This is a genomic window from Streptomyces sp. NBC_01317 (assembly GCF_035961655.1).
In the GTDB taxonomy this organism is placed as follows: Bacteria; Actinomycetota; Actinomycetes; order Streptomycetales; family Streptomycetaceae; genus Streptomyces.
Window position 1 is genome coordinate 6,514,625 of sequence record NZ_CP108393.1, and the last position, 26,933, is coordinate 6,541,557.

General features: G+C 72.1%; 20 protein-coding genes. 16 read left to right on the forward strand and 4 right to left on the reverse strand.

Annotation, left to right across the window (positions count from 1 at the left end; all coding sequences use genetic code 11):
- Window positions 1-153 precede the first annotated feature (153 nt).
- Window positions 154-369: an I78 family peptidase inhibitor gene (locus OG349_RS28370; protein WP_327237276.1), complete on the forward strand. Its 216-nt coding sequence runs from the start codon at window positions 154-156 to the stop codon at window positions 367-369.
- Window positions 370-457: 88 nt separating this feature from the next.
- Here OG349_RS28370 and OG349_RS28375 read toward each other — a convergent pair whose 3' ends face one another.
- Window positions 458-1,450 carry a phosphatase PAP2 family protein gene (locus tag OG349_RS28375; RefSeq protein WP_327237277.1) on the reverse strand — a complete coding sequence of 331 codons (993 nt, stop codon included), beginning with the start codon at window positions 1,448-1,450 and terminating at the stop codon, window positions 458-460.
- Between the two features lie 432 nt (window positions 1,451-1,882).
- On the opposite strand from OG349_RS28375, the gene OG349_RS28380 reads away from it, so the two are divergent.
- Together OG349_RS28380 and OG349_RS28385 are read left to right on the forward strand one after the other, a co-directional pair.
- Entirely contained in the window at window positions 1,883-3,667 is a 1,785-nt protein-coding gene (locus OG349_RS28380; protein WP_327237278.1) for an MFS transporter, read from the forward strand.
- A 126-nt stretch (window positions 3,668-3,793) separates the two neighbouring features.
- Entirely contained in the window at window positions 3,794-4,981 is a 1,188-nt protein-coding gene (locus OG349_RS28385; protein ID WP_327237279.1) for an acyl-CoA dehydrogenase family protein, read from the forward strand.
- A 47-nt stretch (window positions 4,982-5,028) separates the two neighbouring features.
- Here the strand turns inward: OG349_RS28385 and OG349_RS28390 are convergent, their stop codons facing one another.
- Window positions 5,029-5,460 (reverse strand): cell division protein SepF, encoded by a 432-nt coding sequence (locus tag OG349_RS28390; RefSeq protein ID WP_327237280.1) that lies wholly within the window; start codon window positions 5,458-5,460, stop codon window positions 5,029-5,031.
- 238 nt (window positions 5,461-5,698) lie between these two features.
- Here OG349_RS28390 and OG349_RS28395 point away from each other — a divergent pair, with 238 nt between their 5' ends.
- The 7 genes from OG349_RS28395 to OG349_RS28425 all read left to right on the forward strand — a co-directional run bounded on the left by OG349_RS28395 (window position 5,699) and on the right by OG349_RS28425 (window position 14,296).
- Window positions 5,699-6,922: a DUF5685 family protein gene (locus tag OG349_RS28395; RefSeq protein WP_327237281.1), complete on the forward strand. Its 1,224-nt coding sequence runs from the start codon at window positions 5,699-5,701 to the stop codon at window positions 6,920-6,922.
- Between the two features lie 432 nt (window positions 6,923-7,354).
- A complete protein-coding gene (locus OG349_RS28400) occupies window positions 7,355-9,334 on the forward strand; it encodes an FAD/NAD(P)-binding protein (protein WP_327237282.1) in 1,980 nt (659 codons plus the stop codon).
- A 22-nt stretch (window positions 9,335-9,356) separates the two neighbouring features.
- A complete protein-coding gene (locus OG349_RS28405; protein WP_327237283.1) occupies window positions 9,357-10,430 on the forward strand; it encodes an LLM class flavin-dependent oxidoreductase in 1,074 nt (357 codons plus the stop codon).
- A complete protein-coding gene (locus tag OG349_RS28410; protein WP_327237284.1) occupies window positions 10,427-11,779 on the forward strand; it encodes an NtaA/DmoA family FMN-dependent monooxygenase in 1,353 nt (450 codons plus the stop codon). The genes OG349_RS28405 and OG349_RS28410 overlap by 4 nt, the downstream gene beginning before the upstream one ends.
- A 5-nt stretch (window positions 11,780-11,784) precedes the next feature.
- Window positions 11,785-12,606 carry a DUF1684 domain-containing protein gene (locus OG349_RS28415; protein WP_327237285.1) on the forward strand — a complete coding sequence of 274 codons (822 nt, stop codon included), beginning with the start codon at window positions 11,785-11,787 and terminating at the stop codon, window positions 12,604-12,606.
- A 197-nt stretch (window positions 12,607-12,803) separates the two neighbouring features.
- On the forward strand, window positions 12,804-13,712 hold the full coding sequence (locus tag OG349_RS28420) for a S1 family peptidase (RefSeq protein ID WP_327237286.1): 909 nt from the start codon (window positions 12,804-12,806) through the stop codon (window positions 13,710-13,712).
- A gap of 104 nt (window positions 13,713-13,816) precedes the next feature.
- Window positions 13,817-14,296, forward strand: a complete 480-nt coding sequence (locus OG349_RS28425; RefSeq protein WP_327237287.1) for a hypothetical protein — start codon at window positions 13,817-13,819, stop codon at window positions 14,294-14,296.
- 63 nt (window positions 14,297-14,359) lie between these two features.
- Here the strand turns inward: OG349_RS28425 and OG349_RS28430 are convergent, their stop codons facing one another.
- Entirely contained in the window at window positions 14,360-15,265 is a 906-nt protein-coding gene (locus tag OG349_RS28430) for a DUF4231 domain-containing protein (RefSeq protein ID WP_327237288.1), read from the reverse strand.
- A 232-nt stretch (window positions 15,266-15,497) separates the two neighbouring features.
- Between OG349_RS28430 and OG349_RS28435 the strand changes: the two genes are divergently transcribed.
- From OG349_RS28435 to OG349_RS28460, 6 genes are all read left to right on the forward strand, one after another.
- On the forward strand, window positions 15,498-15,662 hold the full coding sequence (locus OG349_RS28435; protein WP_327237289.1) for an FXSXX-COOH protein: 165 nt from the start codon (window positions 15,498-15,500) through the stop codon (window positions 15,660-15,662).
- A gap of 9 nt (window positions 15,663-15,671) precedes the next feature.
- Window positions 15,672-17,960 (forward strand): radical SAM/SPASM protein FxsBH, inactivated beta-hydroxylase extension form, encoded by a 2,289-nt coding sequence (gene fxsBH / locus OG349_RS28440; RefSeq protein WP_327237290.1) that lies wholly within the window; start codon window positions 15,672-15,674, stop codon window positions 17,958-17,960.
- 97 nt (window positions 17,961-18,057) lie between these two features.
- Entirely contained in the window at window positions 18,058-18,777 is a 720-nt protein-coding gene (locus tag OG349_RS28445) for an aminoglycoside N(3)-acetyltransferase (RefSeq protein ID WP_327238767.1), read from the forward strand.
- A 75-nt stretch (window positions 18,778-18,852) separates the two neighbouring features.
- Window positions 18,853-20,184: an FxsC protein gene (fsxC, locus tag OG349_RS28450; protein ID WP_327237291.1), complete on the forward strand. Its 1,332-nt coding sequence runs from the start codon at window positions 18,853-18,855 to the stop codon at window positions 20,182-20,184.
- Window positions 20,168-24,124: an FxSxx-COOH system tetratricopeptide repeat protein gene (gene fxsT, locus OG349_RS28455; protein WP_327237292.1), complete on the forward strand. Its 3,957-nt coding sequence runs from the start codon at window positions 20,168-20,170 to the stop codon at window positions 24,122-24,124. Before fsxC ends, fxsT begins: the two co-directional genes overlap by 17 nt.
- 144 nt (window positions 24,125-24,268) lie before the next feature.
- Window positions 24,269-24,520 carry a hypothetical protein gene (locus OG349_RS28460; RefSeq protein ID WP_327237293.1) on the forward strand — a complete coding sequence of 84 codons (252 nt, stop codon included), beginning with the start codon at window positions 24,269-24,271 and terminating at the stop codon, window positions 24,518-24,520.
- A 113-nt stretch (window positions 24,521-24,633) separates the two neighbouring features.
- Here the strand turns inward: OG349_RS28460 and OG349_RS28465 are convergent, their stop codons facing one another.
- Complete coding sequence (locus OG349_RS28465) at window positions 24,634-26,880, reverse strand: catalase (protein ID WP_327238768.1); 2,247 nt, start codon at window positions 26,878-26,880, stop codon at window positions 24,634-24,636.
- Window positions 26,881-26,933: the final 53 nt, after the last annotated feature.

Below are 26,933 nucleotides of genomic sequence, written 5' to 3' on the forward strand. Positions count from 1 at the left end.
TGCCGAATCGGAGGGCCGAACGAGTGAAGTCGGGGCGTTGCGCCAGTGGGCGTGATCCTGTGACACAAGTGTGACGGCGGACCGGCGGGAACGGCCCGTGCCGGGCGATTGCCCCGCTTCCTTCCTCGCCCCGGGGCGCCTACCGTGAGTGGCATGGCACCCACACCGACCCCCCAGGACCCGCCCTCCGACGACCTCGGTTCGTACGTGGGCCTCGACGCCGACGACGCCGGGAACCGGGCCCGGCAGCGGGGCTGGACGACGGTCCGGGCCCTGCCGCCGGGCGCGATCATCACCATGGAGTACGTGGTGGGGCGCCTCAATTTCGAGGTCGAGCACAACCGGGTGGTGCGCTGCTGGCGCGGCTGAAACGCGGCACGTGCGCGGGAAAGGCCCCCGGCATGGCGGGGGCCTTTCGTGTCCTGAAAGCCCCTCCTGGGGCGTCCTGGGCGGCCGCTCAGCCGCCCGTCACCGGCCTGGAGCGCGGCGGACGGCGGCTGCCGGCCGGGGTGATGGGCGTACGTTCCGAGCGGATCGCGTGCGGGCGCGGCTGCGTGAGCTGCGACGGGGGCCGCCCCGCCGCCGTCCGCCCGGGATGACCGGCGCCGATCGGCTCGCGGGGCGCGTCGTCGTCCTCCGGGTGTCCTGACCGCACCGGGACCGGCCGGGGGCCGCCCGCGGCGACCGGGGCCGGCGCCGCGAGCCGCCTGCGGGCGCGCAGCCGGTCCAGGACGGAGTCCCGTACGGCGAGGATCGCGCGCTCCATCCGGCCGATCATCGGCTCGCACCACGGCAGGGCGAGCAGGATCAGCAGCCCCGCCGCCCAGCCCAGGAGCACGTCGCTCAGCCAGTGCGTACCCAGGTAGACGGTGGTCGCGCCGACCCCCAGGGCCACCATGGACGACGTGATCGACAGATACCGCCTGGCCCGGGGCGTACTGGCCAGATAGGCCAGGATTCCCCAGGTCACGACGGCGTTGGCGGTGTGTCCCGAAGGAAATATATCGCCGCCCGCGAAGAGCTCCGCGGAGCCGATCTGGGTCGCGTAGTGGGGGCCGAGCCGCCCGAGGCCGATCTTGACCGCCCCGACGGTGATGTTGAGCAGCAGCAGGGCGGTGCCCAGGGCCAGCAGGGGCCGCACCGTGTGCTGGCGCCAGGAGCGCCACCCGAGCCAGGCCGCGATCATCACGGCCGTGGGGCCGCGCTGCCCGAGCACCACGAAGTAGTCGAGGAAGGCGTGGAGTCCCGGCCACTGCTGGTACGGCCGGAACAGCATGACTTTCCAGTCGAGGGTCACCAGCCAGGAATCGGCGAGCACGGCGATCACGATGGCGAGATAGAACGCCAACGTTCCGCCGAGGAGAGCCTTGCGGGTGCGACTCATCCGCGGGATCTCTATCTTCGGCGGCTCCGGCTCCCGATCCAGGCGGGCAAAGATGTTGGTGCGCACGTAATCGACGTTACAGCGAGTGAGTGACCGAACAGGGCGATCAGGTCTCTTTGTGATGACGATGTGATGTGGAGTATGTCTCAGGTCACGGTTTATCCGGCCTGGTTCCCGAAATCCAAGGGACCCCGAACCCTATTCACCGGCATGGCGTTACCGGAACTGTCTTTGTGCGGAACAGAATGAGTTCACCGGGACGCCGTGTGGAATTTCCCCGCCGCTTGCGGGAGCCCCGGCCGCGACGGAGGCGGCCGGTGTGGCGCACGCCACACCGGATGATCCGAACCGTGAGACCTGCACCACGTGACATGCGCGTTCCCTCGCGTACTGTGGCGGATCACCCGCGCGTCGATGCGGGGTCGCTGCGGGTTGCCCGGTGGGTCCAGGGTCCCGGTCGGCCCTCCGAGTGCGGGGGACGCATCGGGAGGTACTCAGATGACCGGGACCACCACGGCCGCAGCACGGTCGCGCGCCGCCGTCGGCGGTGCCAACCGCTGGGTCGTCCTGGTCGTCCTCTGTGTCAGCCTGCTGCTGGTCGCGCTGGACGCGACCGTGCTGCACGTGGCCGTCCCCTCCGTCACCGAGGACCTGAACCCCAGCGGCGTCCAGCTGCTCTGGATCGTGGACGCCTATCCGCTGGTCTGCGCCGCCCTGCTGATCCTCTTCGGCACCCTCGGCGACCGCATCGGGCGCCGGCGGGTGCTGCTGCTCGGGTACGGGCTCTTCGCGGCCGCCTCCGCCGTCGCCGCCTTCGCGGGCTCGCCCACGGTGCTGATCGGGGCACGCGCCCTGCTCGGCGTCGGCGGCGCGATGATCATGCCGGCGACCTTGTCCATCCTCCGCGCGGTCTTCCCCGACCGGCGGGAGCGGGCGGTGGCCATCGGCGTGTGGACGGCGGTCGCCGCGGTCGGCGCCGCCGTGGGGCCCGTCCTCGGCGGCTTCCTCGTCGAGCACTTCTGGTGGGGCTCGGTCTTCCTGATCAACCTTCCGCTGCTCGCGGTCATCCTGCCGCTCGGCCGCGTGGTGCTCCCCGAGTCCAAGGGCGGTTCCGACGGCCCCTGGGACGTGCTCGGCGCGCTCATGGCGGCGGCGGGAGTCCTCGGCCTGGTCTTCGGCGTGAAGCGCCTCGGCGCCGGAGAGAGCCCGCTCGGCCCCACCACCCTCGTCCCGCTCTGCGTCGGCGCCGCTCTGCTGGTCCTCTTCGTACGGAGGCAGCGCCGCCGGGCCAACCCGCTGATCGACATGCGGATGTTCGCCAGGCCCACGTTCTCCGTCTCCATCGGCTGCATCGTCCTCGCGATGCTGGCGCTGGTCGGCCTGGAGCTGATCGCCGTCCAGTACCTCCAGCTGGTGCTGGGGCTCAGCCCGCTGGAGACCGGGCTGCGGCTGCTGCCGCTGACCTTCGCCGCGATGGCCGCCGGCGCCACGGGATCGCTCACCCTGCGCCGGGTGGGGCCACGCCGGATGGTGTCCTGGGGCTTCGCCCTCACCGCCGCCGCCGTGCTGCTGCTCGTGATGATGGGCCAGCACGACCGGCCGGGGCTGCTGACCGCCGCGTTCGTCCTGCTCGGCTTCGGGGTGCAGTCCACGCTCTTCGGCGCGTACGAGTCGATGCTCAGCGAGGCCCCCGCCGAACAGGCGGGCGGGGCCGCCGCCATCGGCGAGACGTCGTACCAGCTCGGCGCGGGCATGGGGATCGCCCTCCTCGGCAGTGTGATGAACGCGTCCTACGCGCCCGCCCTGTCGTCCGTGAAGGGCGTCCGGAAGTCCGACTCCACGGCCGCCTCCCAGTCCCTCGGGGAGGCCTACCAGGTCGCGAACCGGCTGGGCGGACCCGCCGGGGACTCCCTGCGGAGCGCCGCCCGCCACGCGTACGTCCACGGACTGCACGTCACCCTGCTGGTCAGCGCGGCCCTGCTGCTGCTCGGCGCGCTGGCCGCGCTGCGGCTGCCCCGGATCATGGAATGCCCGGCGCCCGGCAGCCCTGAGGCCGTCGCGGCGGGTGCGCCGGAGCCGGTGGGGTCCTCAACGGCCCCGGCCGCGCCGGCGACTCCGGAGGCGGCGGTACGCGAGCCGGCGGGCGCGATACCGGGACAGCGGGCGCAGGAGCGTCACGTACCGGACCTCCGCAAGGCCGCGCCACCGGAGAAGGAGAAGGAGAAGCAGCCGGCCTCCTCACACCGGCGGCCCGCCCTGGTGCCCCGCGGCCCGTCCGGCTGACACCGGCCCGCCCCCGGCCGCCCGTCCCCCGGGCGTTGCGGTCACCGCACCGGCGCCGTAACGTCTGCGCCGAGCCGTGACTAACACTGCTAGTTTGACCCGCGCGAGCCGCCGGAGGCAGCCCCCATGCCCGTCCCGTCCTTCGACCCCGGTGATCCGCTCGGCCTCGACGACCTCCTCGACCCGGAGGACCTGGCGATCCGGGACACCGTCCGGGCCTGGGCGGCCGACCGGGTCCTGCCGCACATCGCCGAGTGGTACGAGAAGGGCGAACTGCCCGTCCTGCGCGAACTGGCCAGGGAACTCGGCGGGCTGGGCGCGCTCGGCATGTCCCTGACCGGATACGGCTGCGCGGGCGCCACCGCCGTCCAGTACGGGCTCGCCTGCCTGGAGCTGGAGGCCGCCGACTCCGGTATCCGCTCCCTCGTCTCGGTCCAGGGCTCCCTCGCGATGTACGCGATCCACCGCTACGGCTCCGAGGAGCAGAAGCTCCGGTGGCTCCCCGGCATGGCGGCCGGCGAGCTGATCGGCTGCTTCGGCCTGACCGAACCCGACCACGGCTCCGACCCGGCCGGGATGCGCACCCACGCCCGCCGCGACGGCTCCGACTGGGTCCTCGACGGCCGCAAGATGTGGATCACCAACGGCTCGGTGGCCGACGTCGCCGTCGTCTGGGCGCAGACCACCGACCAGCCGGACGGGGTGCGGGGTTTCCTCGTACCGGCCGGCACCCCCGGTTTCTCCGCCCCGGAAATCACCCATAAGTGGTCGCTGCGTGCCTCGGTCACCAGCGAACTTGTCCTCGACGGGGTGAGGCTGCCGGCCGACGCCGTCCTTCCGGAGGTCTCGGGGCTGCGCGGACCGCTCAGCTGTCTCAACCACGCGCGGTACGGAATCGTCTGGGGCGCGATGGGGGCGGCGCGGGCCGGTTTCGAGTCGGCGCTGGAGTACGCGCGGACGCGGGAGCAGTTCGGCCGGCCGATCGGCGGGTTCCAGCTCACCCAGGCCAAGCTCGCCGACATGGCCCTCGAACTCCACAAGGGCATCCTGCTCGCCCACCATCTGGGGCGGCGGATGGACGCCGGCCGGCTCCGCCCGGAACAGGTCAGCTTCGGGAAGCTGAACAACGTCCGGGAGGCCATCGGGATCTGCCGTACCGCGCGCACGATCCTCGGCGCCAACGGAATCTCGCTCGCCTATCCGGTCATGCGGCACGCGACGAACCTGGAGTCGGTTCTCACGTACGAGGGAACGGTCGAGATGCACCAGTTGGTCCTGGGCAAGGCGCTCACCGGTCTCGACGCCTTCCGGTGATCCGGGAGATTCCCGGATGAAACCGGACGGACCGGTGCGCGCCCCGCTCAGCTCTGGTTGAAGAAGCCGTCCTGCGCGCGGCCCGCGGGGTCGCCGCTGACGATCTCGGTGTCGGCGGGGGTCAGCAGGAAGACCCGGGTGGCCACGCGCTCGATCGAGCCGCGCAGCCCGAAGGCCAGCCCGGCGGCGAAGTCCACGACCCGCTTGGCGTCGGAGGGCTCCATGGCGGTGAGGTTCATGATGACCGGGGTGCCGGCCCGGAAGAGCTCGCCGATGTGCCGGGCGTCCCGGAAGCCGTCCGGGGACACCGTGGCGATCCTGCGGTCCTCATGGACGGCCTCGGAGGCGACCCGCGCCCGGGGGTCGGTCTTCCAGGTGTCGTCGCTCTCCGCACCCTCGGCGTACTCGTCGTCGTAGTAACGCTCGTCGTTGTCCTCGACGAGGCCCAGCCAAGCACTCGCCTTGCGCACCGATCCCATGGACGCCTCCTCTCACCGCGGTCACTAGTGGTTCCGCACTCCCTATGGTCGACCATGATGCGGATTCCGCGCCAAGGGGATAGCCGCCGCACAGGGCATTCGTGACGGTACTGGTGCAGAAGATGTGGCGGTTCGTCAAGGTTCCTCCTGCGTACGGGCCCTGAGGAAGTACAAAATATGACGTTCCGGCCAGATGGGTGACGCGGGGGTCGTACGGGTGAACGGAGGAGTCGATACGATGCCCACCGCACAGACGAACGACTCCGGGGGGACCGTCGTGTTCGGAATCGTCAGACCATGCGGGCACCGCCTCACCGACGGCCTCAAGGCCGAGTGGACGGCCCATCTCTGCGGAATGTGCCTGGCACTTCGCTCCGGCCACGGGCAGCTGTCCCGGGTCGTCACCAACTACGACGGCCTGATCGTCTCGGTCCTGACGGAGGCTCAGTCAGGACCCGCCCCCGGCCGGCGGCGCACCGCGGGCCCCTGTCCGCTGCGCGGCATGCGTACCGCGCCGGTCGCCCGGGGGGAGGGCGCGCGCCTCGCCGCCGCCGTCTCGCTCGTCCTGGCCTCGGCGAAGGTACGGGACCACGTGGCCGACGGGGACGGGCTGTTGAAGCGCCGGCCGCTCGCCGCCGCCGCGCGCCGGGTCGCCGCCGGCTGGGACCGGGCGGGCGCCCGTACCGGCGCGGAGCTGGGATTCGACACGTCCGTCCTGGTCGACGCCGTCGACCGGCAGCCGGCGATCGAGGCCCTCGCCGGTCCCGGTACCGCGCTGCCGGCCGTCACCGAGCCCACCGAGACGGCGACGGGGGCCGCCTTCGCGCACACCGCCGTGCTGGCGGGGCGGCCCGGGAACCGCGCGCCGCTGACCGAGGCGGGACGGCTCTTCGGACGGCTCGCGCATCTGCTGGACGCCGTGGAGGACCAGGAAAGTGACGCCGCGTCGGGAGCCTGGAACCCGCTGACCGCGACCGGCACGCCCCGCGCGGAGGCCCGGCGGCTCGCCGACGACGCCGTGCGGGGCATCCGTCTCGCGCTGCGGGAGGCGGAGTTCACCGACGGCCGGCTCGCGCACGTGCTGCTCGCCCACGAACTGCGGGTGTCGGTGGACCGGTCCTTCGGTACGACGGCGTGCGCGCACCCGGGGCACGGCGGCGCGCCGGCGGGGCACCTGCCCGGAACACCGCCGCGGGCGCCGGGGGCGCCGGGCATGCCGGACTCGCCCCAGGGGCCCCACCACGAGCCGCCCCGGCCGGGACCGCGCGGGTTCCTGGCCGGCTGCGCGGCCTTCGCCGCCCTGTGCTGCACGTGTCGGATGTGCTGCGCGGAGAGCTACGAGGGCCCGTGGTCGGGCAAGAAGCGCGAGGGCTGCTGCCACACGTGCGACTGCGACGGGAACTGCTGCGACTGTGACGGCGGTTGCTGTGACTGCTGCGGCTGCTGCGATTGCAGTTGCTGACCGGGACGTGAGGGGCGTGAGCGGAGAAGGGACGCGGAGAGTGCCTGAGGCGGAGGGGGAAAAGGGAGAGCGAGGGGGGTGACGCGTGGAGCGCCGCATGTGAAGGCACGCGGGAGACGGCGGATGAGCGCCGGTGGTACGGAGGCCGTGCAGGGCGTCAGCTCAACAGGACGAGGACCACACTCGACCGAAGTCGATGTGGGAGCGGGTGACCAGCCACTGCTGCGCATACATGTGCCAAGTGGAACAGGCATCCGTTTCCCCGTCAACCGAGTGACCCGGGACGCCCGGAGTATGGACAAGCTTGACAGCGGACGGTACACACCGCTTAGCCTCTGAGCCACAAGCGGATCGTGCTGAGGGGCTCGGTCCGCCCGCGTTTTCCGTGAAGGCACATCCCGTGTTCGATCTCTGTATCCACGGAGCCTTCGCATGCCTGTGTCCTCGGAGCCCACCCGTACCCCCGCCCTTGCGCGCCTCTCCCGGTCCGTCGTCGTGGTCGGCGCGGGCCCGCGCGGCACGGGATTCCTGGAACGGTTCGCCGCCAACGCGCCCGCGCTGTACGACGGCCGGCCCCTCGACATCCACCTGATCGACCCGTTTCCACCGGGTGGTGGCCGGATATGGCGCCGCGCGCAGTCGCCGCTCCTCTGGATGAACTCGATGGCCGAGGACGTCACGATGTTCACCGACGACACGGTGCAGCTGGGCGGTCCCGTCACCGAGGGGCCCGCGCTCCACCAGTGGGCCCGGGACGTCCGGGAGGGCAGGGCGGGCCTCTCCGAGGAGACCGCGCGCGCCGACCCGGGACTGCGCGCCGAGATAGTCGCCCTGAGCGGCCAGGCCTTTCCCAGCAGACGGGTGCAGAGCGCCTATCTGAGCTGGGTGTACGAGCGGACGGTGGCGGCCCTGCCGCCCGGCGTCACCCTGCACCGGCACCCGGCCCGCGCCCTGCGGGTGAGCGGGCCGCGCGGCGGGAGGCAGCGCGTCTGGCTGGAGGACCGTACGGAACCGCTGCTCGCCGACCTGGTGGTCCTGACCCTCGGCCATCTCGACGCGGAACCGGAGCCCGAGCACGTGGAGCTGGCGGGGTTCGCCCGGCGGCACGGGCTGACCCACGTGCCGCCCGACTTCACCGCCGACAGCGACCTGTCGGCCCTGCCCGCCGGTGAGCCCGTGATCGTGCGCGGCTTCGGCCTCGCCTTCGTGGACCTCATGGTGCTGCTCACCGAGGGCCGGGGAGGGCGCTACTCGGTGGCACCCGGCACCCCGGGGGAGGGCGTCGGCGAGGAGCTGGTCTACCACCCCTCGGGGCGGGAGCCGGTGCTGTACGTGGGGTCGCGGCGCGGTGTCCCGTACCACTCCAAGATCGGATACGGCCTGACCGGCGACCGACCGCCGCTGCCGCGCTTCCTCGGTCCCGAGCAGATCGACGAACTGCTCCGCGGGCCCCGGCCGCTGGACTTCCGGCGCGACGTCCGGCCCCTGGTCGACAAGGAGCTGGGCTTCGCCCACTACCACCGCCTCTTCACCGCCCATCCCGAGCGCACCCGCATGGCCTGGACGGACTTCGAGGAGAAGTACGCCGCCGCCGGGCCCGGCAGCCCGGAGCTGGACGCGCTCACCGCCGCCGCCGTGCCCGACCCCGCCGACCGGCTCGACCTCGGCCTTCTCGACCGTCCGCTGACCGGCGTGAGCTTCGCGTCGCCCGAGGCGCTCCAGGACGGGCTGCGCGCCTACATCACCGCCGACCTCACCCGTCGGCACGACCCGGCCCACAGCGCCGACCTCGCCGTCTTCCTCGGACTGCTCTCCGTCTACGGGCAGTTGACCCGGCTCGGCGACCTCGGGGACATGGGCGGGCAGTGGCACGGCTTCTTCAGCTACCTCGCCTCGGGGCCGCCGGGACCCCGGCTGCGCCAGCTCCTCGCCCTGTCCCGGGCCGGGATCGTCCGCTTCCTCGGCGCCGACACGACGGTCGAGGCCGACGAGCGGAACGGACTCTTCCGGGCGGGGAGCCCGTCCGTACCGGGGCATGACGTCGAAGCGCGCGCCCTGGTGGAGGCCCGGCTCCCCGACCCGTCGCCGGAGCGCACCCGCAGCCCGCTGCTGCGCGCGCTGTACGAGGAGGGCGCCGCCGCCACCTCCGCCGGGCTCGTCCGGGTCGACCCCGACGACGGGCGGCTGGTCGAGAGCGACGGCCGCCCGCATCCGCGCCGCTTCGCCCTCGGCCCGTACACCACCGCCCGGTCCAGCGGCGCCTTCACCCGGCCCCGCACCGGCGGCCCCGCCTTCCGCCAGAACGACGACGTGGCACGGGCCGTACTGACCTTCCTCCGGGATCCCGCCGACCATCAGGACCCCGGGGGTGAGGTCCGTACCGACCGTCCCCGTGTCGTGTCCGACTCCTGAACCGAAGCTGAGAGGCCCGACATTGTCCGCCATCCGACCCCTGCATCTCGCCGCCGAGATCGGCGGTCCGCCGCGGTACGACGCCGCCGACTACGTCACCCTCGCCCGGCTCGCCGAGCGGGGCGCCCTCGACTTCGTCACCCTCCAGGACTCGTTCACCCGGCCGGGTCTCGACGCGCTCGCCGTGCTGTCCCGGGTCGCCCCGGCCACCGAGCGGATCGGGCTGGTCGCGACGGTCACCACCACCCACACCGAGCCGTTCCACGTCTCCTCCGCCGTGGCCACCCTGGACTGGGTGAGCGGCGGCCGGGCCGGCTGGGTGGTCGACGTGTCGACCACCCCCGCGCAGGCCCGGCTCTTCGGCCGCCGCCACGCGGCGCCCGCCGAGGCCCTGTGGCGGGAGGCGGGCGAGGTCGCCGAGGTGGCGGCGCGGCTGTGGGACAGTTGGGAGGACGACGCCGAGATCCGCGACACGTCGACAGGGCGCTACATCGACCGCGCCAAGCTCCACCATGTCGACTTCGAGGGCAGCACGTTCACGGTCCGCGGCCCGGCGATCGTGCCGAGGCCCCCGCAGGGCCACCCCGTCACCGTCGTGGACGCGGCCGGCGAGCACAGCGAGGACATCGCCGCGCGCCACGCGGACGTCGTCCTCGTCAGGGCCACCCGCCCGGAGGAGGCGGCGGGGATCCGCGAGCGGCTCCGCGCCCGCGCCGCCGCCCACGGCCGGCGGCCCGACGCCCTGCGGGTGCTCGCGGCGCTCACGGTCGACCTCGGCGACGGCGAACGCCCGGCGGAACCAGGGCTGGAGAGCGCGCCCCGTACCACCGGCGGCGCCGGCGGCCCGTACTACCGGGGCGGCCCCGTCGACCTCGCCGAACTGATCGCCGCCTGGCACCGGGGCGGCGCCGTGGACGGCTTCCACGTCGCGCCCGCCGAGCCGGCCCGCGACCTGGAACGGCTGGTCAACGGTACGGTCGCGCTGCTCCAGCACCGCAGCCGGTTCCGCACCTTCTACCCGGGCGGCACGCTGCGCGAGCACCTGGGCCTGACCCGGCCCGCCAACCGGTACACCCACGCCGGGGGAGCCTCATGACCACCGACACCCCCACCGACACCCCCACCGCCACTTCCGGCCGCAGGACCCTCCACCTCGCCGCCCACTTCCCCGGCGTCAACAGCACCACCGTCTGGGCCGACCCCCGCGCCAAGTCGCAGATCGCGTTCGCGTCCTTCGAGCGGCTGGCCCGTACCGCCGAGCGCGGCCTCTTCGACTTCTTCTTCCTCGCCGAGGGGCTGCGGCTGCGCGAGCACAGAGGACTGATCCACGACCTGGACGTCGTCGGCCGGCCGGAATCGATCACCGTGCTCAACGCCCTCGCCGCCGTCACCGACCGGCTCGGCCTCGCCGCCACCGTGAACGCCACCTTCAACGAGCCGTTCGAACTGGCCCGCAGGCTCGCCACCCTCGACCGCCTCAGCGAGGGCCGCGCCGCCTGGAACGTGGTGACCTCCTCCGACGCCTTCACCGGGGAGAACTTCCGGCGCGGCGGCTACCTCGACCGCGCCGACCGCTACACCAGGGCCGCCGAGTTCGTCGCCACCGCCCGTGAACTCTGGGACTCCTGGACCCCGGCCGCACCCGGCGCCCCGTACGGCGTCCCGCGCCCCTTCGTCCACACGGGCCAACACTTCGAGATCGAGGGCGAGTTCACCGTCCCGCGCTCCCCGCAGGGCCACCCCGTCGTCATCCAGGCCGGTGACTCCGAGGAGGGCAGGGAGTTCGCCGCCTCGGCCGCCGACGTCGTCTTCAGCCGCCACAGCACCCTGGAGGCGGGCCGGGCCTTCTACGCCGACACCAAGGCCCGGCTGGCGCGGTACGGCAGACGGCCCGGCGACCTGAAGATCATGCCCGGCGTGACCTACGTCCTCGGCGACACCGACGCCGAGGCCCAGGAGCGCGCAGCCGAGATCCGACGGCAACAGGTCTCCCCGCAGAACGCCCTCCTCGCCGCGGAACGCGTCTGGGGCCGCGACCTCTCCGCGTACGACCCCGAAGGCCCGCTCCCGGACCTCGACCCCGACCCCACCGCCGTCATCGCCCAGGGCCGGGTGACGGACGGCGACCCGCTCGCGGTCGCCGCGCGCTGGCGCGCCCTGTCCGAGGCCAAGGGGCTGTCCCTCCGGGGCACGGTCATCGAGACCACCGCCAGGCAGTCCTTCATCGGCACCCCCCGGACCGTCGCCGAGGCGCTCGACACCTTCGTCCAGCAGGAGGCGGCGGACGGCTTCATCCTCATTCCCCATCTCACCCCGGGCGGCCTGGACGACTTCGTCGACCGGGTCGTACCGCTGCTCCAGGAACGCGGTGTCTTCCGTACGGAGTACGCGGGGACCACGTTGCGGTCCCACCTGGGGCTTCCCCACCCCGTCTGGAAAGGCTGATCAGCATGACCACCGACACGTCCGGCGCACCCGGCACAGCGACCGACACCGACCCGGCCCAGGAGTGGAAGCGCTGGCACGAACAGCGGGTCTTCGCCGTCTCCGCGCCGTACGGCCCGCTCTCCCTCACCGGCACCCACTGGCTCACCGACTTCCCCGAGGGCCGCCTGCCCGCCGTACCGGGCGTGTGGCGCGCGGACGGCGACGAGGTGGTGCTCACCGCCGGGGACGGCGACGGGCTCACCGCCGACGGCGCACCGCTGACCGGTGAGATCCGGCTGACGGCCGACACCGGGGCGTTCGAGGACAGCAGGATCGCGGCCGGATCGCGCCGGCTGGTCGTGCTGCGCCGCGAAGGCCTGTGGGCCGTACGCGACTTCGACCCGGGATCGCCGGCCCGGCGGTCGTTCCTGGGCATCGAGGCGGCCCCGTACGACAGCGACTGGGCGCTGACCGGGCGTTTCCGGCCGTACGAGAGCCGTACGATCCTGCTCCCGAACGCGGACGGGCGCGAGCGGGACTTCACCCTCGGCGGGGAGATCTCCTTCACGGTGGACGGTACGGACCACACCTTCCAGGCCGCCGTGGAGCCCGACGGCTCCCTCTGGGTGGTCTTCGCCGACACGACCAGCGGGACGGACAGCTTCCGGTTCCGCTTCCTGCGGCCGCCGGCCCCGGACGCGGACGGCACGGTGAGCGTCGACCTCAACCGGGCGGTGCTGCCGCCCTGCGCCTTCGCGGACCACTTCCTCTGCCCGTTCCCGCCGCCAGGCAACCGGCTCCCGATCGCGGTCCCGGCCGGCGAACGGCGGCTCGTGACCGGCTGATCCGGCACTTCCGGCCCCTGGACACCATCCGTCGCGGTGGGCCCGAGGGCGCCCTTGCGCCGGGGAGCCGGCGGCCTCGATACTCCCCAACAGCGCTTGCCGGGACGCCTGTCCGGGATCCGGACGGGCGTCCCGGCCGCGCCTCACGGGCCGGGCACCCCACCGCCGGGCCCCCGATTCCCCCGGAGGAACGACACGTGAGGATCAAGCGCACCAACCCCCCAGGCTCAAGGGCGAGAAGGACCCGGCTGTCGGCCGTCACCGCCGGACTGGCAGCCGCCGTGGCACTCGCGATACCGGGCGCCGGAGCGAGCGCCCAGGACCGGGCCGCCGCCTTCGGCGCCCAGCAGCTCACCGCCGCGCACGACGCCGTCCTCACCGCCGACGTGGCGGGCACCGCCTGGTACACGGACCGGGCCAACGGCGAACTGGTCGTCACGGCCGACAGCACGGTCTCCGCGACCGAGATCGCCTCGATCCGGCGGGCGGCCGGGGCCAACGCCGGCGCGCTGCGCATCGAACGCACCCCGGGCACGCTCTCCCGCTTCATATCCGGCGGCGACGCCGTCTACGCCCCCGGCTGGCGCTGCTCCGTGGGATTCAACGTCCGCAGCGGCACCACCTACTACTTCCTGACGGCCGGCCACTGCACGGAGGGCTACCCGCCCTGGTACGCGGACCCGGCGCACACCATCAGCATCGGCCCCACGGTGGGCTCCAGCTTCCCGGGCAACGACTACGGCCTTGTCCGGTACGACAACCCCGCCGTGACCCACCCGGGCACGGTCGGCAGCGTCGACATCACCGGCGCCGCCAACGCCACGGTCGGCATGTCCGTCACCCGCCTCGGCTCCACCACCGGCACCCACAGCGGCACGGTCACCGGCCTGAACGCCACGGTCAACTACGGGGGAGGCGACATCGTCTCCGGCCTGATCCGTACCAACGTCTGCGCGGAACCGGGCGACAGCGGCGGCCCGCTCCACTCGGCCGGCCGCGCCATCGGCCTGACGTCGGGCGGCAGCGGCAACTGCGCCTCCGGCGGTACCACGTACTTCCAGCCGGTCACGGAGGCGCTGAGCGCCTACGGCGTCAGCGTCTACTGACGGGGGCTCCGGCGCGCTCGCTGAGCCCCCGTCCGGACCGGACGGGGGCTCACCTCTGCGACAATGCCGGGTGGTCGGTGGTACGGAACGGGGGGCCGCGGGCAGTGAAACGCATCGGAGTGACCGGTCACCGGGACATCCCCGCGGCGGCCAGGGCACACATCAGAGCCGCCATCCTGGCCGTGCTCCGCGCCCAGCAGGGCTCGCTGGAGGCGCTCTCCAGCCTGGCCGCGGGCGCGGACCAGCTCTTCGCGGACCTCGCGCTCGACCGGGGCGCGGAACTGACCGTCGTCATCCCCAGCGGGGACTACGAGGACGGCTTCGACGACCCCGAGGAACTGGCCCGCTACCGGCACCTCAAGGACCGGGCCACCCTGGAGGTCAGGATGGAGTTCCCGCACTCCACGGACGAGGCCTACTACGCGGCGGGCGCGTACATCGCCGACCACTGCGACCGGCTGCTGGCGGTGTGGGACGGCCGCCCGGCCCGCGGCCTCGGCGGGACGGGCGACATCGTGCGGTACGCGCGTGAGCGCGGGAAGCCGGTGACGGTGATCTGGTGCGACGGGGTGGAGCGGGCCTGACCGGCCGCGCCCCCGCACTCCCGCCCCCTTGCACTCCCGCCGCGCCCTTTGCACTCCCGCGCCTCAACTCCGGTGCCGTACCAGCCAGTCCGTGTGCTGGGGCGAGACGATCCGCTCGGTCTCGTACACGGCGTTCGCCCACTGCGCCTCGGTGACCATCGTCGCCATCGCCGTGTGCATCGCCGCCAGATCGTCCTCCACCAACGAGTGCGCGGAGATGAGCGGTTGATGGCGCCGGATCTCGCTCCACGCCAGACAGGCCGCCGCGGACGCCGACAACAGCCCCAGCACGGCGGACGATCCGGTGACGGAGAACGTACGCAGAACGGCCAGGAAGAGCGCCAGCAGGGTGATGAGGGTGATGCTCACCCCCCAGAGCGTGGTGGCGTGACGGGAGATCACCGTGCGCCGGTGGTACCAGTTGCGCTGCTCGATGAGCCGGTCCCTGACGTAGGTCTCCTTGCGGGCGCTGAACGCCTTGTCGCGCAGCATCTGCATGGGAGGAGTGATGAGTCGGTCCGCTCCCGCCGGGGTCCCGTCCCCATCGCGCGGATCCTCCCAGCCCACTTTCTTGAGCTCCCTCAGACCCGCCTCCATCCGGGTGGTGAAGAGTCCCGCCGGGTCCTCGGCCCCGGAATCGAAGGGGGCCCCGTGCACCGCGTACCGCCAGGACATCGACTTGATGAACTCGGCGGCGGAGCGGTTGAGTTGCCAATGCGACTTTGCTCGGTGCCCGGCGGACCTGAGGGTGAACAGGAGTACGCCCGCGTACGCCAACGCGCTGAACGCGCCCACGAGTTGGAACGTACCCCCGAGCTTCCCCTCCCACGGCAGCGCGGCCAGCGCGGCGGCCAGGACCAGCAGCACCAGCTGGCTGCGGTTGGCGTTGACCGCCTGCCGCTGGCGCGTGATGGCGATCGCGTCCGCGTAGTGGAAGAGAACCGGCAGATCAGCGTTTCGGAAGACCATACTGTGCAGTGGTCCGCGTAACTCGGCCATGCGCGCGCCCCCGTCTGCTGTGGTGTTGTCACTCGTTCAGCTGAATGGCGCCTTCCGCACCGCGTCGCGAATTCCTGACAACGCTTTTGTCTCGGCCGCCCGTGCCGAGTTGCTGTACGAGTTCTGAAGAGTAAAGTCGAGCCGCTGACACTGCAACGGTGCCGTGTCTCCTGTTCGCACCTGATGATCAAGGACGGCCGTCGTGACCTTTCAGACCTCTGTCACCTTCGCTCCTGCGAAGAAGAACCGAGTCCCCCTCGCGGAGATCGACGTACGCGACACCGAGGTCGCCAAGAAGCTCAACCGGGTACTGCCCATGCCCACCGGCCGTGTCGCGCGCGTTTCGAGCTTCAACTCCGCCCTCTAGACTGGCGGAATGACTGGACCCCTGGTCCCATTCCGCGAGATCGTCTTAAAGGTCCACAGCCGGTGCGATCTCGCTTGTGACCACTGCTACATCTACGAGCACGCCGATCAGAGCTGGCGCACCCGCCCCAAGGTGATCTCTGAAGAGGCGATTTCCTGGACGGCTCTGCGACTGGCAGAGCATGCCAAGACTCATGCCCTGCCCTCCGTGTCAGTGATCCTGCACGGAGGGGAGCCTCTGCTGGCGGGCCCCGCCCGGCTGCGACAGGTCTGCGCCGAGCTGACCGCGGCTCTCGACGGTATCGCTGCCCTCGATCTGCGCATCCACACCAACGGGCTCCAGCTTTCTCCCCGTTATCTAGACCTGTTCGACGAATTCGGCGTCCGGGTGGGCATCTCCCTGGACGGCGACCGGACGGCCAACGACCGGCACCGTCGCTACGCGGACGGCCGCAGCAGCCACCCCCAGGTCCTCAAGGCCGTCGCCCTGCTCCGCGAGGAGCGCTACCGCCACCTCGACCTCGGGCTGCTCTGCACGATCGACGCGGCCAACGACCCTCTCGCCGTGTACGACGCGCTCGCCGCCCTCGATCCGCCGCGCATCGACTTCCTGCTCCCGCACGCCACCTGGGACGAGCCCCCGCCGCGCCCCGACGGCTCGCCCACCGCGTACGCCGACTGGCTGTTGACCGTCTTCGACCGCTGGGAGGAGCAGGGCCGGCCCATGCCGGTACGGCTCTTCGAGTCGGTGCTCTCCACCCTCGGCGGCGGCCCCAGCCTCACCGAATCCCTCGGACTGGCCCCCACCGACCTGGTCGTCGTGGAGACGGACGGCACGCTGGAGCAGGTCGACTCGCTCAAGAGCGCCTACGACGGCGCGGCGGCCACCGGGTTCGACGTCTTCTCCCACACCTTCGACGAGGTCGCCGCCCACCCCGGCGTACGGACCCGTCAGCTGGGCCTCGCCGGGGTGAGCGAGACCTGTCGGCAGTGCCCGGTCGTCCGCTCCTGCGGCGGCGGCCTCTACACCCACCGGTACGGCTCCGGCGCCGCGTCCGGGCCCGCGGCGGGACCCGCCGGGTTCGACCGGACCTCGGTCTACTGCGCGGACCTCGAAGCCCTGATCCGCGGCATCGAGTCCCGTACGGCCGCCGCGACCACCTCGCCCGCCGTCACGGACACCGGCGAGCTGCTCGCCGCCCAGCTGGACCTGACCCGCTCGCTCCTCGCGGAGCTGCACTCCGAACTGGCCGGCCGGGGCGGCGCGTCCTGGCAGGAGGCCTGGGAGCTGGCCGGGGTGGTCGAGCGGCACTCCGACGGCCTGGACGAGCTGCTCGCCCACCCGTACACCCGGCCCTGGCTGGTCGACTCCGTCGCGGCCCTGCGCGAGGAGCGCCCCGGGGCGCCGGGCACCGCGCGCCGCCTGGCGGCCTACGTCGCCGCCGCCGTGATCCGCGGCGGCCTGGACGTGCCCGTCCGGGTCGGCCACCGGGACGGCGCCCTGCACCTCCCGACCCTCGGGGTGCTGCGGCTGGACGACGGCGCGGGACCGGACGGCGCGGGACCGGACGGCGCCGGTTCCTACGGCGCGTACGGGGACGCCGAGGTGCGCGTCGTGGAGAAGGGCTTCCTGGTGCGCGCCGGCGCGGTGGAGCGGCTGGTCGTACGCCCCGGGGAGGCCACCCCGTACTGGCGGCCCGTGCGCCGGCTCGGCCGGGACGGCGCACCCGACCTCGCGCTCGACGACCTCGATCCGTACCGCGACCGCTTCGGCGCCCCCGTCCACCCGGGGCTCGGGGACGCGGAGGCGGCGGGCTGGAGCGCCCGTCTCGCGGCGGCCTGGGGGCTGCTGCGGGACGCCGTACCGGACCAGGCGGCGGAGGCGGCGGGGACGCTGTCCACGCTGACGCCGCTGCTGTCGGCGGACACCGGAGCGGTGAGCGGGCCGCCCGGCTACGGAGCCCTGGGGGTCCCCGTCCACGGAGACGCCGGGGAGCTGGCGCTCGCGCTCCTGCGCGGCTTCCGCGCGGCGAAGCTGCGGGCGCTCACCGAGGTCACCGACCTGTACGCGCTGGACACCGCGCCCGGCCAGTCCCGCCGGGCGCCCTGGCGGGACACGCCGGTCCCGGTGTCGGAGCTGCTGGCGGGGGCGTACGAACGCGTGGGCCTCGCGGCGTACGACACCGCCTACCGGGACCACGCCCGCCGGGCGCTGGACACGCTGGAGGACACGGCCGAACTCACGGTCAGCGGGAAGAGCCTGCTGGCCGCCCTGTGGAAAGAGGTCGACCATGCCTGACGCGACGGACGAGGCGACGGCGAGTACGGCGGCCGGGGCGGCGGACCGCCCCGCCACCGTGGGCGCGCTGGCCGCCGAGCTGGCGGCCCTGGGGGTCATGGACGGGTCGATCCTCCTCGTCCACGCCTCCCTGGGCTCCACCGGCCTCGACGCCGACACCCTGCGCACCGCCCTGCTGACGGCCGTGGGCGACACGGGCACCCTGGTCGTGCCCGCGTTCACGGAGGACAACTCCGACACCTCCTCGGCCCATCTGGCGCGTATCCGGGGGAAGACACGCCGGGAGGCGGCCGCCTTCCGGGAGCGGATGCCCGCCTTCGACCCGGCGACCACGCCCTCGACGGGGATGGGCCGGCTGGCCGAGTCCGTACGCACCCATCCGGGCGCGGTGCGCAGCGCCCATCCGCAGACCTCTTTCGCGGCCGTCGGACGCCGGGCGAAGGAATTGCTGGCCGAGCATCCCCTGCACAGTCATCTGGGCGAGGACTCCCCGCTGGGCGCTCTCGCCGCGGCCGGTGCGCACGTTCTGATGGTCAATGTGGGATTCGCCGTCTGCACCGCGTTCCATCTCGCGGAATACCGGGTCGGCGCGCCGACGCGTTCCTACCGCTGTGTGCTGAAAGGCCCTGACGGGATCGCGCGGTGGGTGGAATATGAGGATGTCACCCTCGACGACAGTGATTTCGAGGCCGTGGGCGCTTCGTTCCCCTGGGGTATGGAACAGAAGGGACAACTGGGAGGAACATCCGCGAGGCTGTTCCCGATCAAAGACGCGGTTGATCACGCGGAGTCGTGGATGACCGAAAAGCGGCGTTGATTGACCGAACGTCAAGGGAGGGAGAGGGCTTCGCTCCGGAATGATTAGTTCGCCAAGACACAGGACGGGGGTCGTGTGCAGGCGTCACCACAGCAGCGAGCGGCTGACCATCGGCCGTATTTCTTTCTGAGTTACGCACACACACCGAGGGACGGGGCGGGAGGGCCCGACCCGGACATGTGGGTCGAGCGGCTCTTCCGGGATCTGTGCGGCCATGTGCTGGCCATGACCGACCTGCCGGCGGGCGCGCCGCCCGGCTTCATCGACCGGGAGATACGCTCCGGCGAGGGCTGGTCGGAACGGCTCGGCGAAGTCCTCTCCACGTGCCGGGTGTTCGTGCCGCTGTTCTCGCCGCGCTACTTCGCCAGCGAGATGTGCGGCAAGGAGTGGTACGCGTTCGCCCAGCGCGTCATCTACCAGCAGGCGAAGAGCAACAACCCGTCGGACGCGATTGTGCCTGCCCTGTGGGTGCCGGTGCCACCGCAGCAACTCCCCGGACCCGCCGAGCGGTTGCAGTTCAACCACCGCGATTTCGGGGACCGTTACGTCACCGACGGGCTCTACGGGCTGATCAAGCTCCGGATCTTCGCCGAGGAGTACGAGCGGGCGGTCTACGAACTCGCCAAACGCATCGTCAGCGTCGCCGACACCGCGGCCGTCGGCCCCGGCCGGCCCCTCGACTACCGCCAGGTGCCCAGCGCGTTCGGGGCCAACGGCGGTCCGCGCCCCATGCAGGTCACCGTGGCCGCTCCCACCCACCACGACCTGCCCGAGGGGCGGACCCCGCACTACTACGGCGGTACGGCCCAGGACTGGAATCCCTACCACCCTGACTCCGTCAGGCCGTTGGCGTACGTCGCACGGGATCTGGTGCGCTCGCTCAACTACCAGGCGGACATCATGTCGTTCGACGACGTCGCCGTACCGCACGACGGCAAACAGGCGCCCACCCGGCCGGAGATCCTGCTGGTCGACCGGTGGGCGCTGCACGACGAGGAACAGCGCCAGCGGCTCGCCGCGTTCGACGCCGAGCACCGGCCCTGGGTGAGCGTCGTCGTGCCGTGGAACCGCGAGGACCAGCAGAGCAGGGCGGCCGAGACGGAGCTGAGCGAACAGCTGGAGCGGACCATGCCCAGGAAGATGGGGCAGGGCCGTACCGCCTGCCGGGCCGCCGCCAAGGGCGTGCCCAGCATGGAGGCGTTCGGCCAGATCCTGCCGCAGGTCGTCGAGGCGGCGGCCCAGCAGTACCTGAGACACGCGGCGGTCTACCCGCCGGCCGGCGGCAGCCACACCGAACGGCCGCGCCTGCGCGGCCCGATGGCCGCCGAGTACGCGACGACGCACTACATACCCGAGACGCACGACCTGGCGCCCGATGCGGAGGACACGGATGACAGAACGTCGTGACGGACGCATCGTCACCTTCTACTCGTACAAGGGAGGTACGGGCCGCACGATGGCCCTGGCCAACACCGCCTGGATTCTCGCCGCCAACGGGAAGCGCGTCCTGGCGGTCGACTGGGACCTGGAGGCACCCGGCCTGCACCGGTTCTTCCACCCCTTCCTCGACCCCTCCACGCTCGGTGCCACCACCGGGGTCATCGACCTGATCACCGAGTACGCGTGGGCCGCGACCAGCCCCGTGGAGCGCTCCGACGACTGGCACCGCGACTACGCGCGTATCCAGCCGCACGCCGTCTCCCTCACCCCGGAGAACCTGGGCTGGGAGTTCCCGGCCGGCGGCACGCTCGACTTCGTCTCCGCCGGGAAGCAGAACCGCGAGTACTCCGCGACGGTCTCCACCTTCGACTGGGACAACTTCTACGACCGGCTCGGCGGCGGCCACTTCTTCGACGCGCTGCGCGACGACATGAAGGCCAACTACGACTACGTCCTCATCGACAGCAGGACCGGTCTGAGCGACATCGCCGACATCTGCACCGTCCACCTGCCCGACGTCCTCGTCGACTGCTTCACCCTCAGCGACCAGTCCATCGACGGCGCCGCGGCCGTCGCCCGCCAGATCGACGAGCGCTACGGCGGCCGGGGCATCAAGATCTTCCCCGTGCCGATGCGGATCGACGAGGGCGAGAAGGAGAAGGCCGACGCCGGACGCGCCCTGGCCCGGCTCAAGTTCGACCGGTTCCCCGGCGGCCTCTCCGGGGAGGAACTCACCGCCTACTGGGGCGCGGTGGAGATTCCGTACCGCCCCTACTACGCCTACGAGGAGACCCTCGCGACCTTCGGCGACGAGGCCGGGCTGAGCAACTCCCTGCTCTCCGCCTTCGAACGGGTCACCGCCTATGTCACCGAGGGCGCCGTCACCGCGATGCCCACCGTCGGGGAGGAGGCGAGACTGCGCATCAGGGACGCCTTCACCCGCCGCCGCCCCTCGCTGCCCGCCGACCTCTTCCTCAGCTACGTGGCCGAGAACCGGATGTGGGCCGACTGGGTCGAATCGGTGCTCACCCGGGCCGGGTTCCGGGTCGTGCCCCGGGACGTCTCCGCCGATCCGGACGCTGCCGGGACCGGCAAGGGCGCGGCCACAAGCGCCACGACCGCCGAGACGGCGGCCCGTACCGTCGTGCTCCTGTCCACCGCCTACCTCAAGTCCGCGCGGGCCGTGGAGGTGTGGACCCGCGCCGCGTCCGAGGACCCGGGCGGCGGCCGGCGGCAGCTGGTGCCGCTGCGGGTCGGGGACGTACGGCTCACCACGCCGTACATCGACCGCAACCCCGTCGACCTCTACCGGCTGGACGAAGTCCACGCCACCACCGCCCTGTTACGGGCGCTGGAGCGGCCCGTCCAGCTCACCGACGCGGTCGCGCCGGGCCCGCGCTTCCCCGGCACCGTCCCCAAGATCTGGAACGCGCCCGCCCGCAACCCCGGCTTCACCGGGCGCTCCCTCGTCCTGGAGCGGATGCGCGACCAGCTCGGCGGCGGCATGGCCGTGGTGCTGCCCCAGCCGCAGACCCTGTACGGCCTCGGCGGCATCGGCAAGACCCAGGTCGCCCTGGAGTACGTGCACCGCTTCATGGCCGACTACGACCTGGTCTGGTGGATCTCCTCCGAGCAGGTCGCGGACGTGGTGGCCGGCCTCGCCGAACTGGCCGTACGGCTCGGGGCCCAGGGCGGCGAGGACATGGCGGCCGCCTCGCAGGAGGCCGTCGACCTGCTGCGGCGCGGCGTACCGTCCTCGCGCTGGCTGCTGGTCTTCGACAACGCCGACGACCCCGAACTCCTCAAGCGCTTCTTCCCGGCGGGCGGTCCCGGGCACGTACTGGTGACCTCACGCAACCAGACCTGGTCGCAGTACGGCGACGCGCTGCCCGTCGACGTCTTCCTGCGCGAGGAGTCCGTCGAACACCTCCAGCGGCGCGCGCCCGGCCTGAGCGCCGTGGACGCCGACAAGGTCGCCACCGCCGTCGGGGATCTGCCCCTCGCCGTCGAACAGGCCGCCGCCTGGATCGCGGAGACCGCCACCCCCGTCGGCGACTACCTGGAGCAACTGGCCCAGCAGGCACCCAGCGTGCTGGCGCTCAACCAGCCTGCCGGCTACCCGGAACCGGTCGCCGCCACCTGGAACATCTCCATCCAGCGGCTCAAGGAGCGCTCGCCCGCGGCGGTACGGCTGCTCCAGCTCTGCGCCTTCTTCGCCCCCGAGCCGATCTCCGCGAACCTCCTCTACAGCAAGGAGATGATCGAGGCGCTCAAGCCGTACGACGCCTCGCTCCAGGAGACGCTGGTCCTCGGCCGTGTCATCCGGGAGATCGGCCGGTTCGCGCTGGCCAAGGTCGACCAGGTCGGCAACAGCATCCAGGTGCACCGGCTGGTCCAGGCGATCATCAAGGCCCAGCTCACCGAGGAGGAGCAGCAGGACGCCCGGCACGCCGTCCACCGGATCCTGGCGGGCGCCAGGCCCGACGACGACGAGCCGATCGACAACCCGGGCACCTGGGAGCGGTTCAACACCATCTGGCCCCACCTCGTGCCGTCGGACGCCGCCCGGTGCAGGAAGCCGGAGACCCGCCGGCTGATGATCGACCGCGTGCGCTACCTCTGGAAGCGCGGCGACCTGCCGGCCGCCTTCGAACTCGCCAACGACCTGCGGGACGTATGGCGGGAGAAGCTCGGCAACGACGATCTCCAATACCTCTACCTGCGGTTCCACCTCTCCAACATCCTTCGCTCGCAAGGCCGTTACGTGGAGGCCCGGGAGCTGGACGAGGAGACCCTGGCGCGCCAGCGCGTGGTGCTGGGGGCGTCCCATCCGCACACGTACATGACCACCAGCGGACTCGCCATGGACCTGGGCACACTCGGCGAGTACGGCAAGGCGATGGAGCTGGCGACGGAGGCGCACGAAGGGTTCAGTTCGATCTTCCACGAGTCGCACCCCCGGACGCTCGCCGCCGCCAACAACCTGGCCCTCAACCTGCGGATGGTCGGATACTTCGCCCGTGCGCGGGAGTTGGACCAGGACGTCTTCGACCGGCGCACCGAGGTGCTCGGCCCGGTGCACCCGTACACCCTCTCCTCCGCCGCCAGCCTCGGGCGGGACCTGCGGGAGATCGGCCGGTACGAGGACTCGGCGGCGCTGCTCAGCCGGACGTACGCGACGCTCAAGGAGCAGATGGGGCAGGCGTTCCCGGGCACGCTCGTCGCGGCCAAGAGCCTGGCCGTGTCGCTGCGCAGGGCGGGCCGCCTGGAGGACGCGCGGCGGCTGACCACGGCCACCCGCAACCGCTACCGCGCCAAGTACGGCACGGAGGTCAACCCGGACTCGCTGGCCTGCGACCTGAACCTGGCCGCCGACCACTTCTCGGCCGGGGAGCCGGTGGCGGCCAGGGACCTGGCGCAGGAGGTCGTGGACCAGTACATGAAGGTGCCGGGGGAGCGGCACCCGTACACCCTCGCCGCGATCAACAACCTCGGTATCTACCACTGGGGTTGCGGGGCACCCGAGCTGGCGGAGCAACTGCTCCAGGGCGCTCTGCGGGCCATGCGGGAGGTGCTGGGGGACGAGCATCCGCACACGCTCTTCTGCACGGTCAACCTCGCCAACGCCAAGGCGGACCTGGGGGAGTTGGAAGAGGCGCTGGCCATCGAGCGGGCCGCTGTCGCCGGGTTGCGCGAGTCGCTGGGCGCGCACCACCCCGAGATGCTCGCCGTCGTCTCCAACCTCTGTGTGACGCTGGGGGCTTCGGGGCGCAAGGACGAGGCGGCGCCGATCCGCGCGGAGACGGTGGAGGAGCTGACCCAGCTGCTCGGCGAGGACCACGCGCTGACCCGGCTGGCGCGGGACGAGCGCAGGGTGCACCGCGACCTGGAGCCCCTGGTGGTGTAGGCTGTCTCCTTTTCCGGCTGCCGGACGGGCCCGGGCCCGTCCGGCAGCCGGAAGCGCGGGGAGCTCCTCCGGTGGTCGCCAGGATGCGGCGCGTGGACATGTACGCGACGGTGGTAGGACTGTCCTGCTACCACTGGGAGTGTCATGATCGTCAAGTTTCTGCACGACAAAGGACTGCGCAGCGATCACGCATACACCGTGGCGTGCCTGACGATCGGGCTGTCCGTTGTCTCGTGGGCGGCCTCCATGAAGGTCGAACCGGCCGGGATCGACCGGGCCGACCGGGTAGGGACCTGGGTGGGCACGTGGCCTGCCACCTGGTTCGGCCTGGGCCTGGCGCTGGCCCAGCACGAACAGAAGGAACCCGAGGAGCTTGCGGAATCAACCTTCGGCTGACCGGAGGGCGGACGGTGAACGCGGGCCGCAGGGAGGCCCTGACCACGGACTGTCCCGTGGTCAGCGCCTCTGTGCGGCGGCCGGTGAGCCAGGCCCCACTTTGCGGACACGCCCTAGCGCCCCACTGCCGGGTCGAAGCGGTCCCAGGCGCGGTGGTGGGCCAGCAGTTCGGTGACGCCGTCCAGTACCGCCGCGGGGTCGGTGGCGGTGGTCACCACGCCGGGGGCGTCGGGTGCGATGCCGGCGGTTTCCAGGACGTCGGCCCCGTCCGCCCACGCGCCCAGCGCCTTGCCGTGCCGGTACGCCTCCGTGATCAGCAGAAGGACCCGGGGGTCGATCCCGGCGGCCACCGCCAGGTCGTCGTCGACCTTGGCGTCGCGGGCACCGCTCGCGTCGGCGCCGGGGGCCGGTGCGCCGGCGAGGAGGATGGCGTCGAACTCGGTGGAGCGGGCGGTGGCGAAGGTGCGCTGCACGGTCACGGGGTCGCCGTCCTGGTCGAGCTTCCCGCCGGTCGGGGCGATGACCAGCGGCACCATGCCGGCGTCCGACACCGCCCGGCGGACCGCCCGTACCCCGGACAGATCCTGGTCGCCGGCGGTGACGATGCCGATGATCCGGCCGTCGCTCGGCCACCTGCCGCCCAGCTGTGACAGGGCGGGGCTGGGCCGCGGCTCGGTCAGGGGTACGGTCGCCCCCGGCGCCGGCAGACCCAGTCCGGCGGCGACCTGCTCGCACAGCTCGCCGTCGATGTTGGCGAGGACGAGCAGGGCCCGTTCCTTGATCGTCTGCTCCCAGCACTTGTTCAGCTCGAAGGTGTACGCGGCCACGATGTGCTCGCGCTCCGTGGGCGTCATGCTGACCCAGAACAGCCGGGCCTGGCTGAAGTGGTCGTCGAAGGACGCCGCGGCCTCGCGGACCTTGCGGGACGCCGGTACCTCGACCGGTACCTCGATGTAGGCACCGGTGTCGGCGCCGGCCAGGAACGGGCAGCCACCGTCGAGGGAGTTCGGCCGGTAGGGTGCCACACCGCTGTGGACGGCGCTCTGGTGCATGCCGTCGCGCAGCATGTCGTTGACCGGCGCGTGGGTGCGGTTGACCGGCAGCTGGCCGAAATTGGGGCCGCCCAGCCGGCTGATCTGGGTGTCGAGGTAGGAGAACAGGCGGCCCTGGAGCAGCGGGTCGTTGGTGACGTCGATGCCGGGCACCAGATGGCCGACGTGGAAGGCGACCTGCTCGGTCTCGGCGAAGTAGTTCGACGGGTTCGCGTCCAGCGTCATCAGACCGATCGGCTGGATCGGTGCGAGTTCCTCGGGCACGAATTTGGTCGGGTCCAGCAGATCGATGCCCTCGAACATCTGGTCGTCGGTGTCGGGGAAGGTCTGCACTCCCAGTTCCCACTGGGGGAACGCGCCCGCCTCGATCGCGTCGGCCAGGTCCCTGCGGTGGAAGTCCGGGTCGACGCCCGCGGTGATCTGCGCCTCCTCCCAGACCAGCGAGTGGACGCCCAGCTTCGGCTTCCAGTGGAATTTCACCAGTGTGCTGGTGCCCTCGGCGTTCTCCAGCCGGAAGGTGTGGACGCCGAAGCCCTCCATCATGCGGTAGGACCGCGGGATGCCCCGGTCCGACATGTTCCACAGTGTGTGGTGGGTGGCCTCGGTGTGCAGGGTGACGAAGTCCCAGAAGGTGTCGTGCGCACTCTGGGCCTGCGGGATCTCGCGGTCGGGGTGCGGCTTGCCGGCATGGATCACGTCGGGGAACTTGATCGCGTCCTGGATGAAGAAGACCGGGATGTTGTTGCCGACCAGGTCGAAAACGCCCTCGGAGGTGTAGAACTTCGTCGCGAAGCCCCGGGTGTCGCGAACGGTGTCGGCGGAACCGCGTGAGCCCAGCACGGTGGAGAAGCGGACGAACACCGGCGTCTCGACGTCCTTCGCGAGGAACGCGGCCTTGCTGATCCCCGAGGCGGTGCCGTAGCCCTGGAAGACGCCGTGCGCGGCGGCGCCCCGGGCGTGCACCACCCGCTCGGGGATGCGCTCGTGGTCGAAGTGGGTGATCTTCTCCCGCAGGTGGTGGTCCTGCAACAGCACCGGTCCGCGCGGGCCGGCCTTGAGCGAGTGATCGGTGTCGTACAGCCGGGCACCCTGCGCGGTCGTCAGCCGCTCCCCGCCCTGCGCCACCTTCTTCGGCGGGACTCCGGTCTCCTGCCCGGTCGGGCTGTACGTGTCGGGCCCGCGCTGGTCGGACTTGGGCGGCAGCGGACCGGCCGGCTCGGTCGGCTCGTCCAGCGGCGGCGGCACCGGTCCCGGCGCACCCGGGGTCTCGTTGCCGGGACGGACGGCGTCCTGCACCTTCTCTGCCACCTTGTCGGCGACAGCCGTCACGGGGTTCTTCTTCTTGGCGCTCACTGTGTTCC